11 protein-coding genes are annotated in these 16,579 nt (G+C 58.0%); 3 read left to right on the forward strand and 8 right to left on the reverse strand.

Translation table 11 applies throughout. The annotated features are described in order from the left end of the window. Positions 1-100: 100 nt before the first annotated feature. The 4 genes from J2X42_RS20305 to J2X42_RS20320 form a co-directional block, all read right to left on the reverse strand. On the reverse strand, positions 101-862 hold the full coding sequence (locus tag J2X42_RS20305; protein WP_310167716.1) for a hypothetical protein: 762 nt from the start codon (positions 860-862) through the stop codon (positions 101-103). Between the two features lie 179 nt (positions 863-1,041). Next, positions 1,042-1,860: a hypothetical protein gene (locus J2X42_RS20310; RefSeq protein ID WP_310167717.1), complete on the reverse strand. Its 819-nt coding sequence runs from the start codon at positions 1,858-1,860 to the stop codon at positions 1,042-1,044. Between the two features lie 45 nt (positions 1,861-1,905). Then, positions 1,906-2,601, reverse strand: coding sequence for a hypothetical protein (locus tag J2X42_RS20315; RefSeq protein WP_310167718.1), 696 nt, complete (start codon positions 2,599-2,601; stop codon positions 1,906-1,908). A 224-nt stretch (positions 2,602-2,825) separates the two neighbouring features. Continuing rightward, positions 2,826-3,629, reverse strand: a complete 804-nt coding sequence (locus J2X42_RS20320; RefSeq protein WP_310167719.1) for a hypothetical protein — start codon at positions 3,627-3,629, stop codon at positions 2,826-2,828. 94 nt (positions 3,630-3,723) lie between these two features. Here J2X42_RS20320 and J2X42_RS20325 point away from each other — a divergent pair, with 94 nt between their 5' ends. Beyond that, a complete protein-coding gene (locus tag J2X42_RS20325) occupies positions 3,724-4,113 on the forward strand; it encodes a hypothetical protein (RefSeq protein WP_310167720.1) in 390 nt (129 codons plus the stop codon). A gap of 995 nt (positions 4,114-5,108) precedes the next feature. Here J2X42_RS20325 and J2X42_RS20330 read toward each other — a convergent pair. The 3 genes from J2X42_RS20330 to J2X42_RS20340 form a co-directional block, all read right to left on the reverse strand. After that, on the reverse strand, positions 5,109-7,568 hold the full coding sequence (locus J2X42_RS20330; protein WP_310167721.1) for a hypothetical protein: 2,460 nt from the start codon (positions 7,566-7,568) through the stop codon (positions 5,109-5,111). A gap of 313 nt (positions 7,569-7,881) precedes the next feature. Then, on the reverse strand, positions 7,882-11,169 hold the full coding sequence (locus J2X42_RS20335; RefSeq protein ID WP_310167722.1) for an ATP-dependent helicase: 3,288 nt from the start codon (positions 11,167-11,169) through the stop codon (positions 7,882-7,884). A gap of 789 nt (positions 11,170-11,958) precedes the next feature. Next, positions 11,959-12,420, reverse strand: coding sequence for a very short patch repair endonuclease (locus tag J2X42_RS20340; protein WP_310167723.1), 462 nt, complete (start codon positions 12,418-12,420; stop codon positions 11,959-11,961). Positions 12,421-12,606: 186 nt separating this feature from the next. Between J2X42_RS20340 and J2X42_RS20345 the strand changes: the two genes are divergently transcribed. Then, the gene (locus J2X42_RS20345) at positions 12,607-13,806 is read left to right on the forward strand and encodes an MvaI/BcnI family restriction endonuclease (RefSeq protein ID WP_310167724.1); all 1,200 of its coding nucleotides are present in this window, start codon (positions 12,607-12,609) and stop codon (positions 13,804-13,806) included. Between the two features lie 149 nt (positions 13,807-13,955). Here J2X42_RS20345 and J2X42_RS20350 read toward each other — a convergent pair whose 3' ends face one another. Further along, entirely contained in the window at positions 13,956-15,335 is a 1,380-nt protein-coding gene (locus J2X42_RS20350; protein WP_310167725.1) for a DNA cytosine methyltransferase, read from the reverse strand. A 434-nt stretch (positions 15,336-15,769) separates the two neighbouring features. Here J2X42_RS20350 and J2X42_RS20355 point away from each other — a divergent pair, with 434 nt between their 5' ends. Continuing rightward, entirely contained in the window at positions 15,770-16,429 is a 660-nt protein-coding gene (locus J2X42_RS20355) for a helicase associated domain-containing protein (protein ID WP_310167726.1), read from the forward strand. Positions 16,430-16,579: the final 150 nt, after the last annotated feature.

Raw genomic sequence — 16,579 nt, forward strand, 5'->3', positions numbered from 1 at the left:
GTTAACTTGCCTGGTTACCGCCCGCTACCAGCCTTCGACATCGTGAATATCCCATGACGCATCGCACCGGTGCGGTACGCCAGGATCAGGCGGGGAATGTTCAGGACGGGTACGCGATGGCGTGCGCCAAGGGCGAGGCGGCGTGTCTCTCGATCGACGAGCAACGCCTCCACGAGTCGACGGGCGCAGATCGGCCATGTGCGGGCGACGCGGCGGCTGACATCCTCGTAACCGGTAATCGAAAAGCCAATGCAGAGGTCGTCGGGAGGGAAGTGTCGGACATCGCTGGGTAATCGAACTGCAACTGCGGGTCAACTTCGTACGTGAGCCACCGCCGTTTCAGCAGAGCGTGACGGTCGGCGGTTCTCCCGTGTTCCGTCACATCTGCCAGGGAAAGATGCGCAAGCAACGCGGCGTCCACCCCTGTGGCCAAGGAAACCGTCCTGACTGCCTCACGCTGGCGGCCAAGAGCCTGTTCAGTCCCCAGGGCCAGAGGCGTGACACCCTTCTGGACGAACTCGACGTTGAACTGGTAGGCCCGGATGTCCGCCGGCGTCATGACGTCCAGAACGCCTGAAGATTTGCTGGCCAGTTCTCTGGAGCCGTATGGGCTCGCCACGCTGCTCCGGGTGACCGGGTAGAAGTACTTTCCGCCGAAGAACCCGCCTAAGACTGCGACCCAGAACAGCCAGTCAGGAGAATCCACCGATACTGCCCCGACAGCCGCACCCACCGTGGACGCTATATGGCCACGCGTCAGGAGTATCTTGGTGCGGCCAAGCCGGTAGACACGGCGGGGACGGTCCAGTTGCTTCTCGTGGAATGCCTTGAGCCTGACAGCCCATTCACTGGTGTTGCTCACCAGTTACGCTCCTCAGTCATGATGACGGCGGCACTGCCCTCGACGCGGACACCGGCGACATGCTGCTGCTCGGCATGGCCGCGCTCAACCCGAACACCGGTGTAGGACATGACCGGTGCCGGTCCCCCTCACCCAAGATACCTTTCCGGCGGGGTGGACTCGCCTCTCTTGGACTTTGTCTAAGCCTTGTCCTTGGCCCACCATAGGAATTCGGAAGCGTGCTGCTGGTGCCGGAAGCCCTCGCCGAGAAGTGCCAGCAGTAAATCATTGCTCCACAGGATAAGGCGACCAATAGTCCAGTCGACCTTCTCGGGGTCGGGCAGTTCAAGGCCCCAAAGCGAGCGCGCGATCTCCCGCTTTCCGGCCTCGCCGGTGTACTTGAGGATCGTCAGGTATCTGTCGGGGTAGACGATGCATAGAACCTTCGTGAGAAGCGATTCCTTGAAGCCCTTCATCCCGAAGGATCTGGTGTCGGTAATGAGAGCAGTGAGGCGGTCCTCCAGATCGACCGGCGAGGTGCCACGAAGCAGATAATCGACTACGTTGCGGACCTCTTCAGCGCCTGCCTCGGCCCCCATTTCAGTCCATGCAGTGTTGAAGACGGACATGTTGCCGGGGTTGGCACCAATGTTGGAGTTGGCGAAGTCCTTGAGATCCTGCGGGTCCGCTTCGCGCAGGCCGTCGGCACTGAACACCCGCTGGTACTTGGCCCAGTACGGGCCGACTCTTGGCTCAGCATAGGGCTCCCGCACGAGAAACTCAGCCTTGAGTTCGTTGGCCCGCGCGATCTTCTCAGGATCGACGTCCCCGGGCTTAGGAAATTGCTTCTTGATATCTGCGAGGGTTGGCAGGGCGATCTTTTGCCGCGCCGGCTCCCCGCGTAGCCATTCGTGTCCGCAGTACTCGCACTTGAGCCTCCGCTGGGTCCCCGTTAGCAGTTCAAGTCGCACGACGTGTTCGTCGGTTTGGCAGGTGGAACAGTCAAGATCAATTGCCACAGGGCTTTCCTTCCGAACAGCAGGATGAATAAATACTCAGTCGAGTCATCCGCGTCCTGTCGCCAGCCTGAAGATCTCTGTTTCGACTTGCGCTCTGGTTCGGCCGTATGGCTCTCCCCAGCTTGCGAGCAGGTCCAAGTATTCGCCGTATGACTCGGTGCGGTTCTTCTCAAGTCGAATCCCGCCTGGGTCCTTGAGCCACCCGACGATTCGGTCGTCAAAGATCGGGGCGGCATTCGGGTCGTCAGGGCCTTCGACGGCTGAAGTGAAGTACAGCCACTTGGTGAAGTAGGAAGACCTGAGGTGGAGGACGCGGCCCTCGTTATTCATCAGCCGGAAAGCCTCAAGAGCCCCGTCTGCGCGCCCAGACTTGGCTCCTGCTTCCAGCAGGTCTACGACAGATGGATCCACCACTTCCGAGACTGCGTCCGTGCCCTTGGCCCTAGTCTGGGTGAGTATCCAGCGTGTCCGCAGCGCACCCATGCCAGCGGTGGTACCCCATCCCCACACCATCGCAGCAATGAATGCTGGGAGGACCCGGCCCGCATCTAGTTCTGCTGCGACCGCATCTCGGGTTGACAGCCGACTCACGTCGGCGGGAAGACGGTCGAGGAGCGACAGAACGTCCGGGAGGTCGTGCATCTGGTCGAGCCACGGCTGCTTCGTCCAAGGAAATGGGCTCTGCGGCCGGGCTTCGCCATCGAGGGCTTCTGCCAGTACGGCGGGAATGCGCGTTGTCATGGGGCAATCCTCTCTCAGGACAGGGATATTTCCCCGGCACGACGGCATGTCGTTGGCGAAGAAGTCACCGGGCTGACCCGTACCGGTTGATGCCGCTGCCGTACTGGAGAAGGAAAGTGTCTACGGGCAAAGCAGTTCCTGCCCGAAATCCGTGACCTTGCCGTGGCATAACCTCACATCGGCTACATGCCGAGGTACTTCCGCTGAAACTGGATCAAACACCATCAAACCGCAAGTTCAGGTTTCCACTTCTCAATTTCAGTCTTTGAATTGGGGAACCAAATGGTCTCAAAAGCAGCGGCAGATTCGCTTCGTTGTCCGGTTTCGAGGTCAAACCCGCCGATGTACGATGCCACCCATTCCGATTCTTCCTTCGGGACAATGACATTCTTGAAATACTCCCCGCCATGCTGTTCCATGAAACCAGCAATCGTGGAGGCAGATTCCGCTTCAATTATTTCTTTGTCGGTGACGATCTCCACCATGAGCTTCGCTGTACTCTTATTGCGGGCGATATCCGTAATAATCATTTTGACCTGATCTTTATACGCATCCGTGGAATAGTCCGTTCTATTCGTGTACACCCAGTATGTGTTAAGTCTGGTGACACCCACGTTTTCATCAACGGCGACGATCTCGTAGAGCGGGCCCGTGTAAGCATATTTTTCTGCTTCGGGCTCAGACGCTTTCGGCTGATTGACAGGTTCTTCGGAGGGTTGCTGGCTCTGCGGGACCGCGGCCTCGGACGTTGGCGCTGACGCCTGGGGCGCGTCGCCGTCTCCTTGGTTCGCGCCGGCGATGCTACCCACGATGACAAAGAGAAGTGCGGCACCTCCCAAGACTGCCATCAGTCGCCACGGAATCTTCGGCTTTTGGCGCCGGAAGGTCAACTTCGACTGCAACAAGGGACCCGGATTTTGGGTGACTAGTTCCCAGCCGGACACCTGCCACTTTTTTATCGTCCTGGCTTCAGTGCCTCGTATCGCGCGCACTTCTTTGAACTCATACTGCCCGTCACTGTCAGCCATGCGGCTCCCCGATCCCCCATTAGACTCATCGCTCGTAGACACATCGTGAGCTTAGCGGCTTATCGCAGACCTAACCGATTCCTGGCACCGCTCCATGGCCCTGGGCATCAGCCCGGACCAGCACAGCCCGCGGCACCTGCACGAGGTGGCCGACGTCCTGGAGCTGCGGCGGGAGCACCGGCTGCAGCAGGTGATGCCCGCTCTCCATGACCTGCTCGCCGACGATTCAAATTCCGGCCGGCACGTCCTTGTGCTCACCGACGCCCGCGGCGAGATCCAGTGGCGGGTGGGCAGCCCGGAGGTGGCGCGGCGGGCGGACCGGCTGGAGTTCTCCGAAGGGGTCGACTGGTCCGAGGCCGGCATCGGCACCAACGCCATCAGCGAAGCACTGGTCATGGGTCGGCCGGTGCAGCTGTCCTCCGCCGGGCACCCACAACGAATGGGCCTGCACGGCGGCGCCCATCGCGGACCCTTTGACGGGTGAGTTGCTGGGAGTACTCGACGTCTCCGGACCGCTGGGCACCCTCAGCGCGGACACGCTGGGCATGGTGCGGTGCGCGGTCAGGGTGGCGGAAGCGCTATTGGGAACGTCCAACGGCGGGACTTCCCCGAGTGCCTCCTCTTCGGTTCGTGCGTCCCGGCAACCCGGCTCGCCGGCCGGTTGCGGCCGTTGAGTCGCTGGAGCTGCTCGGGGACAGGCCTGCCGCGGTGTTCCGCGACGGCAGTCGGGTGCCGCTGACGCTGCGCTGGGCGGAAATCCTGGCGCTGCTGGATTCGCGGACCCAGGGTAGAGCGCCGAGGAGCTGGCGTACGAGTTGTTTGGGGACGCGGGCACGCCGCAGGCCATCCGGGCCGGGATGTTCCGGGTCCGGTCGTCGCTGGTCTTTCTGGGTGCTAGGACTCGGGGCGGGTCCTGCGGCTGCTGCGCGAAGGGCGAGTGGCCGAGGCCCTAGAGGCGTACGCGGCTCCCCTACTCAGCCGCTCGGGCGCCTGGCCGTACAGCTGCTCCGGGACCAGCTGGACCTGGCCCTCGGATCGACTGTGCGTTCCAGCGCCAACGCCGGGCTCATCATCAAGTGGCTGTCGACCGATGGGTTCCGCGGATTTCGAGGCAGTCGAAGCGCTGGGACGGCTCGTGGGCCGCCCGAGTGCGCGGTATTTGGCGTTCCGGGCGTCGGCAGGCGCTTGAGCCCGAAGCCTGTTATCGGGGCCATCGCCTTTCCTGTTCTAACTCGTGGCTCGGCGCTGCTGCTCAGGCGACGCCTACTTGCCCGCACCTACGGCGTCGCTGCTGGGCTACGTCGCCGGAATTGGACCAAGAGCTGCTTCGAGTTCACAGAACATCAACCCGGGGCCTTTCAAACGGCACAACAGGCACGTCTTGAATGGGGTCAACAGCCTCCAGCTCGTTGGACATGTGGCTCGAAGCACTGACCGGAAATCGCGGATAGGCAATCGTCACAACCAATGGAGGCGCTGCTATCCATCTTGTTGCACCCAGACCAAGCAGCTGAGGCGAACTGGACAGTATTCGCAGATAGAAGAATCGTCAACCCCCGGCGGAAGGTAATCGCTGTCAAAAGGGGCAACTTCTTCAACTCCCGCCTCAGCGTCGGTCATCGCTGCTTGGTATGCGCGATCCAGTGGCCCGTCGGCAGGGCTGCGCTTGCCTGCCAGCGTGAAAACCCATTGGCCGGCCGCCGATCCTCGGCTCACTTTCACGACACGCCTTGCATAGCTGCTGGAACGCTGACCGGGCGTGAGGTGGCGCCAGAGGTCGTTTGCAGCCCTCCGCGCTTCGTCTTCGGTCAACCGGTTGAGTTTGACTACAGCACCGATCACGTTGCCGTGCAACATCGCATGGTGATGTTCCGACTGGAACGCGTGAGACGGCCCAAGTATCCATTGGAGAGCGAGTCGCCTACTGCAGGCGGTGGCTGAGGCGCTTGCACGCGATGGTATTTTCCCGACGGCGAGTGCCAGGTCCTCTGTGGACACAGATTGAGCAGGAGAAGCCGGACGTTCTCTGATTGCCCCCATGTCTACAGCAGGCCTTATGGTGTCGATCGGGAGGCCACCGGCCCTGATTCTAATAGCGCAGCTCAACCTCGGTGGAAGAGTCAAGAGCGACAGAACGGCAGAAGGATTACGCCGCTCACCACCTACATCAGATATCCAGCTGAGCGTTACCTTATTGCCTGGTTGCACTCCCTCTAGTGCAAGCCATAATAAGTAGAGATCACCTAGAGCCGCGTTGTCAGCACGTGCGGCGAGAACCTCAACCGTGATCGAATCAACTTCGCCCCCCGCTATATCTTCCATTCTGAAGGGCCACCCCACCGCCTTAACGGAAGATGGAAAGATGCCCTCCGATAAGTTGGTTATATGCAGGTCTCGAGCTACCTTGCGCATTCCCAGTGCATCTAACCCACGCAGGTCTCTGACTCCCGAAAGTTTCGTTTCTAGTTCGCCGAAAGCATCAAATTCAGCAGTACGGCCTAGCAACATCGCGACGACGTCCACGAGCCCGTCGACGTCAATTTCGTCGTCGAGTCCAATCGAAAAGCCATCGACCTTTGCAGCGATTTCAAGCCGAGCTTCATCATCTAGGTTGCTCATGCCATGCTGGAGGTTGCTCCGAATGAAGCGCACATGATCCTTGAGCGCTATTCGCTCCCGAGATGCAATTCCGCCGACAAGCGTCACAACCAAGGAAACAACGTCTGCGATTCCGGCAGCTTCATCGCAACTCAGGTCGCCCCACGGAACTAGCCGCAAAGGGTTACCCGCCGCCAATCGCAGGCGTTCAATGTCGGACGATGGGGCTGCCTTCTCCCCCAAGGGCACAACCTCTGCAAGGATGAGCCTGTGAAGGTTGAGCGCTCGCTCCCGCCACTGTTCGCCAGTCGAACAACCGGCGAAAAAGGGCATGGCACGTCGCAGAGCGCCCACGTACTCGGTGGCAGGTCTCCGTCCCTCGTTTGGATGAAGATAACCGCTCGCAGCAATATCAAGGAGCGCTTCACTGGTCAAAACAACTTCCGCGCCGCCACCGTTGATGGGCTTGATGCAGTCGTGAAGTGCCAGGAGGAACGCGCCAATGGGTAACTGCGCCAGATCGACACGGCCTGAGTCAGTATCTCGCCCGAGGCGCCGGACAAGTCGTTCGATTGATTGCGCATCACCAGCGAAACGAATTGGCAGGTCACCTTGTGCTTCTACAGTTTCCCGGCGCCACTCCCGTACTAGTTCAGCAGGGCTCCGGCACTCTAAGATTGACAGCCGCTCAGGTAGTCCGTCGACGAAGACGGTTTCACCACGTAAAGCCTGAAGGAGGGCACCGCCCCTCGGGCCTACGTTTGACTCAGCCGCAGCGTCGCCCGACGAAGCCTTGAACTCTTCCGGCGCCGGCATGCCCCATTCCTCCGTGAAAAACCGACGCCAGCTCTCGAAAGCTGGATTTGCACCGTCATCATGCACAATGAAGATTTGATCGATGCTAGGAATACGGCGCAACAATTGGAACAGGGCCCACTGAGGTGGTGTGAAAAAGTAAAAGCCGTGGTGAACAATTACTCGCCTCTCTCCCGGTGCGCACACGCCGAATGCAACATCTAGAGCCCTCTCGATGCGACCACGAAGATCGCGCGCTAAAGGAGTTGTCTGTGCTTGAAACTCCTGAAAGTTCATCCAAAGGTCTCTTCGCGACGCGGCTAGCGAAGGAATTTCCCTCTCCAGCCAGGCCCAAGCTTCCAGGGCGGCACGGCCCAAGCCATCACTCACGTTCGTCAAGTCCTTTGGACTAATACCGGAAGCGATAAGGGTGTGAATGGACCGGGAGAACTCACGCCGAGATTTGACCAAGAGCTTCGCCATGCCGTCGTTAGGCGCCACCTGACGGGCATATTTCCTTAGCTCGTCATCAAGTTTGATGCCCAACCGCATCCTTCTTCCCGAAGCGGTCGATTGCCAGGCCGTAGCTTGCCGGTCGTAGCCTTTCGGCCCTTCCCTCCCCAGAACATCCGGCCCGGGAAACGTGTCGGGCGGCAGTGCTAAATCTTTGTCTCCAGCCAAGACGACTAAATCCGTAAGGACTGCGATTGGCACTCCGACTACACCCGTGGCCCGCACACCCCTTGCTAGCGAGGCGGTTGCTGTTATGTGACAGACGGACTCCCAGCCCGTTCCGTGCGCTTCCAGGACCTGCCGCAGAACGTTCTCGTCAACGGCGGCCGCGGCTACTGACTTCCACCTACCCATTCGTAGCCTCCCCTATTGTCAGTAAATCAGCCCACGACGAGAGCCTCCCATTTGCTCGGGTCCTTCTCGCCGGTAGGTATACAAGCAATTGTTCTTTCGCACGCGTGAGTGCCACATAGAGGAGGCGTGCCTCTTCACGTGCGGTCTCCCGATCATCCGACGCCCAAAGCTGTTGGTCCCCCGAACCAACGTTCGTGAACTTCGTTCGTGTGTTTGTTCCACCGCTCCATTGCCAAACGAGCCGGGGCGGCCCGCTCGCGCCCCGCAAGACTGCAGCGCGAGTTTGCAGATTCTTCGGTGGTCCGAATTCCGCCCACGTATGCGGGACTAGCACTCGGTCGAATTCAAGTCCCTTGGCCTTATGCACCGTAAGGGCGACCGTTCTTCCTCTGAGAGCGTCCCATTCGATCGGTTCATCCTCTGAGCGATTTGTTGCTATCTGCAACTGAAGCCAAGATACGATGCGATCAAGACTAGTTGGCCCTTCCTGCAGGTTAGTGTCTAGGAGGGTAATCAAATGATCGAAACAGCGGGCATAGCGCCGCCGCTCAGAATCATCGTTCTCGGGCGTTACCTGAACGGCCTCGGGTATAAACGCACGCGAACACTCAACAACCAAAGCCACTACGGGCATCTTGTTCATCAGAGCGGCCAGGGATGCGAGACGACGCCTCAAGGGCTCGAGGTCAGACCTGTCATATGAGTCAGCATGTGCGAGCGTCCCAATCCTGTCATTCCATCCTCTGGGAGGCGAGACATCTTCTCCCCACCCACTACTCGAAATCCCGAAGGGCGGTTGCCCTTGAAGAATGCCGGCTGCCCACCGTGTTTCCAGCAGTTGAAGGAGCGCGGCGTCGTCAGAGGGGTTAGCAATAGTTCGGAGCAGAACATCGAGCTCCCTAACCGCGGGAGACAGGAAGAATCGACCACCAACGAGCAGTTCACATGGTTCCCCAGCATCAAGAACTTCTGAGCGCACTCGTAGTGCTTGCCAATTCTGCCGGCAAAGAATGGCGATCGTTGCGTCGGGATCCTCTGCACGCCATTTTATTACGTCTACGGCGGCAAGGGATGCGAAGTTCTGGGTCTGCACCTTTGTAAACGTGATTTCGCTGCTTCCATCGACATCTACAACCTGGGGACGGAGTTTTTCTTTCTCGGGGTAGTCGAGAAGGTTTTTCGATTCCCAATTAGCGAAATGTGGATGCAGTGACTCAAGGAGGCGCGCACCTGAGCGGAAGTTTCGCGTAAGAGGATAGGCACTTACGGCCGCCAATTGACGGGCTACAACGCGAGAGTGGAGCTCCTTGAATGCATTTCCTTCAGCACCCCTAAAACGATAGATCCCTTGCTTTGAATCTCCGACGACGAAAAAGTTTGATCCAAGTCGTGCCTTTATCTGCAGGATGAGGTCCATTTGCAGGGCATCGGTGTCCTGAAATTCATCAACGAAAAGATAACGTGGCGGTTTAACCCTGACGTCCTGTTCCTCTCCACACAAGGAACGGAGAGCAAACGGAACCAGTTGTGAGGTAGGTATGGATTGATTCTCCAGACAGAAAGCCCGGAATCTGCCCGCAGTCTCATCAATTACCGAACGAGTGGTCGCCTCTACGGCGGCGTGAATCCCTGTCGACTCGGCGCTTCCCCAGTCCAAGTCAGGAATCACGGTGCTGTTCACCACCGACATTAATTCCACGCCATTATTCTCCAAAGCCTCCCAGACAGACCGAATGTGCCGCTGCCAGAGGTGAGAAGGTGGCACCTCTCCGCCGCGCCTTTCGATCATCTCTGTGAGGTGGGGCGATAGGGCATCATGCAAGATGGCTCGGAACGCCATTGTCTGTAGGCCGACTGCAAACTCTGGAGCCAGACCGAGAATAGCACCGCCGGACCTCACGATCCCCTTTGCATAGGAGTGAATAGTCGTGATTTCAGCACCACTAAGCTGCATCATCCACGCAAGAGTTGGTAGTACGCAGCGGCGGCAAAGCCTCTGCCGAAGAACCAAGGTCCGGCTGATTCGCTGTCGCATCTCTAGAGCAGCGTCCCGGGTGAAAGTGACCAAAACGATGTCGTCGGCTCTAAGATCATACGGTCTTGTTTGGATGTCGGGCTGCCCTTTGTCCACGCCCCTGCACGTCGCCAACAAGAAGATTACGCGTTCTGACATTGTCTCGGTCTTGCCGGTCCCCGCGCCAGCCGAAATCAACAAATCAGAATTAGCAGGAGCATGAACAATCTCGTACTGCTGGACGTTCATTCCCCCAACACCGTCAGCGGCTTTTAAGGCTTTTTGCACACTGTCCGAAAGCTCGGCGGGAACGGCACCGTCAATGACCCAGTGGCCTCCGTCGCCGTCATTGCCTTCTCCCACTACCGCCCATTCGAGCAGGCGACTGTCTCTAAAGGCCTGCAATTCTGTCGGATCTAGGGAGGTTTCACGCGTGGCTTCGGTAATAAGGAAGACACGGATGCCGTAGTGCAGCATTCCCAGCACCTCATCGACGTCTATACCACCGATGCCGACCCTTAGGACAGAGTAGCGAGGCAACGCAGGAAGCCCTAACGACCTGCAAAGGACATCCAGCGCCACGGAGGGGTCGGCCGCAAGGACCGTGCTAGCCGCATCGGCAGCAACCGCCAGCTCTGCGACGTCCGCCAAGGCGTTCTTCCTAAGCTGACGCTCGATTGCTTCAAGACGCACCGGATCTAGCACGTCGTTTTCGCCCTCAGGTGGAAGGAGTCCAACGGCAGCCGAACTTAGATCTACTGGTGGGCCCGTGACCACGTCCATGGCCGATGCCGGCCAAACCCATGCATCCACTTCTTCCCCACCCTGGCCAAAGCGTACTGTCTTTCGCCCTCGTCGAGAGAGCTGATTCACGTCAGCACGCAGCCAGCGCCCCGGTGAGGTGGCAGTGGGTGCCTCAAACAGAACGATCCATACGGTGCAACCCGTCGACTTTGAAACTGCAACGTAGTCACTAAAGGCAGCGAAGGCAACCCAATGCTCACGTTCACCGGTCAGCAAGTCAACATCTGGCCGGGCCCTGAACTTTACCTCCCAATACTCACTCATGCCGGACTTCACTGTCTGCATATCCGGAGCCCTAAGCCGTTTGCCGGCAATTGCTATCAAGGGAGCTCTCGTCCCGTTCGAATTGCCGACGGCTTCCCCCAAATGGGTTACGGCATACGAGCTGGCCTGGAGCCACGCTGACCACGCCAGTTCGCACCGCCGCCATGCCGCATTCTCATCGTCGAGTTGAGGTGTCATTGAGCTTCTCTCGTCTTGGAACTTCGTTATTGTCCATGTAAAAACTCGGACGAGTGGGTATCTTCCCCAAGTACGCCTCGCTCGCCGGCGATCCGGCGTCGGTCATTTGCGAGGGACTCGGCGGATCTACCAAGAGAGTCCGCGGTCGACGCGGCCGAGGTTCGCTTACACCATTCACCGAATACTAGCTCCTGCAAGTCGTATGGCATTGAAGGAGTCATCCCCCACCTAGCAAGCAATTCAGCTTCAACGGTGAATGTCGTCCGAAGGGACTCGTAGCGCCCGCGCAGTGACTCATACTCTTTGATCGAGGTTCGAGGAGCTGACGGGAGCTCATTGTCTTGAGAAACGGAGCGGGCAGACTCTAGACCAACTGACCTCAACGGAGACGCGCGAGCAGGTGTGGTACTGGGCTTAGCTTCGGGCCCGATCATTCGTTCTAGTCGGAGGCGAAGGCGCCCGGCTCGGGACTTGTTCCGATGGCCTAGTTCATCCCGCAAGAGTTCCAGAGTTTCGGAATCTAGATCTCCGGATGCCACAAGGCGCTCGAGCTCCAAAATCGAATACGATATGAACGGCCGCGGTGTCACAGACACCCCGAGTGACACCACTTGTGAATAAGTGACCCACTAGATTCGCAGCACAGCACCGTTCCCCCAGATTCAAGATTAGCAATACACTAGCAACCTCACAGGCGTCGCCCTGAATCTAACAAGTTGCTTCTCCTGCGTGTCGTTTCAACCGGCACAGCGAACGGGGGCCGGCAGCGAAGCACGCCAGTTTCAGCGGTTAGGGCTTCTCGACCGCGCGCATCCTAGCCGCGGCTGCCGCAGCGCGACCAGGAGGACCAAGGAAATCAATCACGGATGCGATAGCCGCTGTATTGCTAGGAATTTCGCATTCCCACACTGTGAAGACGTTCCAGCCGAGGGAGGCCAGCTTCGCGCGCTGAGCTGCGTCACGTACCTCGTTGTTCTTCCTTTTTTGTGCCCAAAACTCGGTATTCGACTTCGGCAGACGGGCACCGACCGGACAGTCGTGTCCATGCCAAAAGCAGCCATTGACAAAGATCACCTTCCGCCGACTGGCGAACACGAGGTCCGGCTTGCCTGGAAGATCACGTGCGTGGAGTCTAAAACGATAGCCAGCCGTATGAAGAAGGCTTCTCAGACGAACCTCCGGTTTCGTGTTCTTGGAGCGAATCTTAGCCATGTGCGCGCTTCGCTGTTCTGGGCTCATGAAATCTGCCACGCATTAAGTCTATTTCCGTGGCAGTCACCACAGGCACGACCTTCGCCTCTTTCCATCGATAGGAAGTCACTTCGTAGCTCGAAGAAAGCTGGACTACGTCCCCGTCCAGCTCCGTCCGTTCTTTCACTGACCGATATAGGGTGGACTTGAAAGTATAAAGCGCCAAAAAATTTGCAGGAGCGTGGAGTGAGAGAGCTGTCGGACCTTGAGCGGCTCAACGTCGAGTTTTTGGTACGTCTAGATGTGCCCTTCGGGTTGCTAGAGCAGACCAACACGACATTGGGAAAGGCATATTCGGACGCCACGCAGGAGTTTCGTGAGTTTTTAGTCGCCGCGGATGTCCATAACTACGCCCAACAGCCTCAGGGACCAGCACATAAAGCGGTCCGCAAGGCGACAGTAATTATTCGGGGCGAAGCTCTGCCCTCGGAGGTCGCTATGTACCGCCCAGTAACAAAAAAAGGCGATCCGCGCTTCCGAATCTCAAAAATCAAGAATATATGCACGAGTGGCGATATCGCTGTCGTGTTTCTACTCTCTAAAGAGCTCTATATTGTGCGACTTGACGAGTCTGACTTCGAGACCGAAGTTGGACGGCGTGGAATACTAGGGGATCTCCTAGGGAATATTGCGAAGCAGCGAATGTCGGCATCGGAGGAACTGCTTCAGATGATTTTAGGCGTAGCAGAGCGCGGTTTCATTAGGACCCACAGGGCGGGAGACACGGCAGTCGGGCACCTTCTGGAAACAGAACTAGGAATTTCAGCAAATTCAAGTAAGGCGCCCGACTTTAAAGGAATTGAGATAAAATCCACGCGCGCGAAAAAACAGAGCCGTCATACCATGTTTGCAAAAGTCCCTGACTGGAAGATAAGCACACCCTCTAGTACGGCCGAATTTCTTTCCCTATTCGGATACAATAGACGCGGCTTTCCCGAGTTAAACTGCGAGGTCGGAGCGAGACGGGCCAACTCACAGGGGCTCAGACTCAGACTTTCCTCAGACGAATCGATTCTCGAGGAATTCTGCGAGAGTTCAAACTCAGCACTCTCATTGCGCTGGACCATGGAATCTCTAAGAACAAGTCTGAAGCGCAAACATGAGGAAACATTCTGGGTGAAGGCGACGTCAGAGCGGCGCAGTGACGGTGAATACGTCCGCTTCGACTCGGTCGTGCACACGAGCAAACCGGTGCTAAATCAGGTGGTTCCCCTTTTGACTTCAGGGGGGATCACAGTGGACCATTTGATTTCAAAAAAGCCCGGAAAAACGGTTAAAGAGCAAGGGCCGTTGTTCAAGGTTTCCGCCCAAAACTTCGACGTTCTTTTCCCTCGAATAGAGGTTCATCAGCTACAAAGACTCAAATTGCGGCTTGGCGGAGACTAAGCTTCCATCCCCGCCTCGAGGTCATCTTCGCGGGTTCGCCGTCTGGGTCGAACTCTAAGCGGTCGGCTGCCATACAAGAACAGGTTGGTCAGCGCTTTCCCAGAATTTGAGTAGGCGTAGCCGGACACGGACCTTCCGTCGGCCTGCGTCTAGAGGCCAGGTTGATTAAGGATTCCAGAGACCATTCTTCCGACCGCTAGAGACAACCAAGGCGAGACGGCATTGCCCACCTGTGAGTACTGCGGAACCTCGACTCTCCGCCTGTGCGCACCCGTTGTTTCCTTGCCGAGAAACTCAAACCGTGCCGGGAAACCCTGGAAGCGGGCCATTTCCCGGACCGTAAAGATGCGGGGCTCAACCGGGTGAACATAGTCGTCAGGCAAAGTCACAACCGTTCTCGCTGGCTTGTTCCATCCCAACACCTTCTGTGAGTGTTTTTTGGTTGCCAGTTTGATCACAAGGTGGCAAAGCTCGTCCAGCGTTGACGCCAGCACAGTACCGTCAGGTGCAACGGCAGGCAGTTCAGCATCGATCAGCTGGGTTTTGACGTAAAGCATGGCGTCAGATTCAGGCAGGGCAGCAGCACGGCTAACCACACGCTGTTCTAGTCCCGCACCTGCCAGAAATTGATACAGCCGAAAGCGTTCAATCGTTCGCGCCGAGTGCTTTCGGGGCACGTGGTTGTGCTCCGCTTTCCCCGGTTTAGGCCGTACTTTCCAGTCAAGCTGGCGCATTTCTCGAACATACTCGCGGTTCTTCGGCTTCTGGCCGTTAGGGGCATGCGGGGAGAGATCGGCGACCGCATCTTCCACAGTACGAACGTCAGTGCTCTTGATCGTGGGAGCCGGAGCAAGATGCGGCAGGGGACCTGCTACTTGATCTATGAAGCCTGACTTCCAGAGCGTCCCTGTCGATGTAATACCACGAGCATCAGCAATATCTGAGCGAAGCCCAATGATCATCAGTCTCGGCCTGTGCTGGGGCGCTCCATAGTGCATGGCGTTGACCATTACTCCCTGCACCGTGTACCCCGGATCGGTTTCAGCGAGAGCTTGCTGAAGCTGGACGAACGACGATTCTTCATCGGGGGCAAACCGCTGGTTCATGCCTACAACATTTTCAATTACGACGGCTTTGGGCTTCGTTCGGCCAACGAACTCCAGATACTCCCACGGAAGCTTGTTCCGTACGTCGTCCCGGTTGCGACGGCCGGCCAAAGAGAACCCTTGGCACGGCGGACCTCCCACAACTAAATCTATGCTCTCCTGAGCCAGATCAGACATCAGGTCGCTTTCGGACAAGAGTGAGTTCAACTCGCGCACGAGAACCCCGCGCTGGACCTGTTCCGAAACAGGAGAGTCGACGTACCGCATCCACTCCCGTAAGTCGGATGCATCGTCTATTAGATTGTGGAAGAAAGTCCTAGCCGCCATGTCCGACTTCTCCACGGCTACGACAAGTTCGCCCCCGGCCCGTTCGATTCCAAGGGACAGTCCGCCACATCCAGCAAAGAGGTCTACGTATTTCATCACCCCCTTATTGTGCCGTATGAGTCCGACATTTCCAGGACCAGACGGGTGTCCGCAGGCGCGCCCGATGACAAATAGGCGCATACGCTCCGTTGCGTAGGCTCATAGCCAGCCTTACCAGTGGGTGCCGGGCGGTAGACCGGTGGTGGGCTGAAACAACAGCGCTCCGGCGCTAGACGGGACTGAAATGGTCTTACGTGCCAAGCCCTTGTGTCGGGGCAACCGGTCCGGTGAAACGACCGGTTCAACTCGATCACGGAATCGTAAGGAGTTCTGTGACAGTGGGCACGTCGGAGATGCCCTCCCGGGGCGCCCAAAAAACTAAACGGGCCTTGACGGTGATTTCACCTTGAACGTCGAATAGGTTCGATACATCCTGTACGTGGACTGGCCGATGCGAATGGCTCGAAGGCCATAGCTGGGAGGATCGAACCGTGGCACCTACTTCAAGGCGCGCCGCTCCATACCAGGAGTGGGTGCTTATGTACCGGAAAGGTCTAACGCGAGGCAAGATAGCATCTCTAACGGGTGCTCCCCCAGCGACAGTGGGCTACCACCTTGAAATCGCGCGAACCCTTGACCGTGAGCTGCTGACCGAGCACGTGACAGCGAATCCGAGGGCCGCCAAGGTCACCCCGCAGGGAATGACGCGAATGCGCCAACTCATCACATTTGTGCAGCAGACTGGTAAGTACCCTTCCAGCAGCTCGGATCTCTTGCTCGAGAGAACTCTGGCTGTATGGCTGAACCGGCGGCATCGGGAGGCCGCCGAGGGAAGGCTTGCGTCCGTGATCCACGACGGACTGAAGGTTTTGCCCGACTGGGAGGGCAAAACGAGGAAGGCTACCGACGAGAGGAGATGGCAAGACCGGCTCAGGGCGCTTGCAGAGTCTCGTGCGATGGGGCAAGACTGGCCACGCCATAGAGGTCTCATCACCGACGAAGAGCATGATCTGGGCGTCTGGCTCCACACCCAGCGATTCAAGTCACGGCGCGGGGAGCTCGACCCTGCGAAAATAAAGGCACTGGATTCAGCGGTTCCTGGATGGAGAACGGGCCGAACACGAGGTAGGAAGCCCGCTGCCAAAGATTGAACCTGAAGCCGAATCTCCTACGGCGGGGTCAAGTGTTGCTTCTGAGTGCATAGCGGCAAAGTCGTAGCAGCCATAGAAATCCCCCTGACCCCTCGGTGTATCGGTTTCCTCCCCTCGGCGGGTGGTGGACGCTTTCCTTCAGACGGTTGT

Origin of the sequence: Arthrobacter sp. BE255 (genome assembly GCF_031457335.1) — a bacterium.
Taxonomy (GTDB): domain Bacteria; phylum Actinomycetota; class Actinomycetes; order Actinomycetales; family Micrococcaceae; genus Arthrobacter.

What these genes read in the sequence shown, in the direction of transcription:
- J2X42_RS20315 (WP_310167718.1), bottom strand. Translation starts at nt 2,601, where the DNA reads ATGACAACGCGCATTCCCGCCGTACTGGCAGAAGCCCTCGATGGCGAA.
- J2X42_RS20335 (WP_310167722.1), bottom strand. Translation starts at nt 11,169, where the DNA reads ATGACACCTCAACTCGACGATGAGAATGCGGCATGGCGGCGGTGCGAA.
- J2X42_RS20325 (WP_310167720.1), top strand. Translation starts at nt 3,724, where the DNA reads ATGGCCCTGGGCATCAGCCCGGACCAGCACAGCCCGCGGCACCTGCAC.
- J2X42_RS20320 (WP_310167719.1), bottom strand. Translation starts at nt 3,629, where the DNA reads ATGGCTGACAGTGACGGGCAGTATGAGTTCAAAGAAGTGCGCGCGATA.
- J2X42_RS20350 (WP_310167725.1), bottom strand. Translation starts at nt 15,335, where the DNA reads ATGAAATACGTAGACCTCTTTGCTGGATGTGGCGGACTGTCCCTTGGA.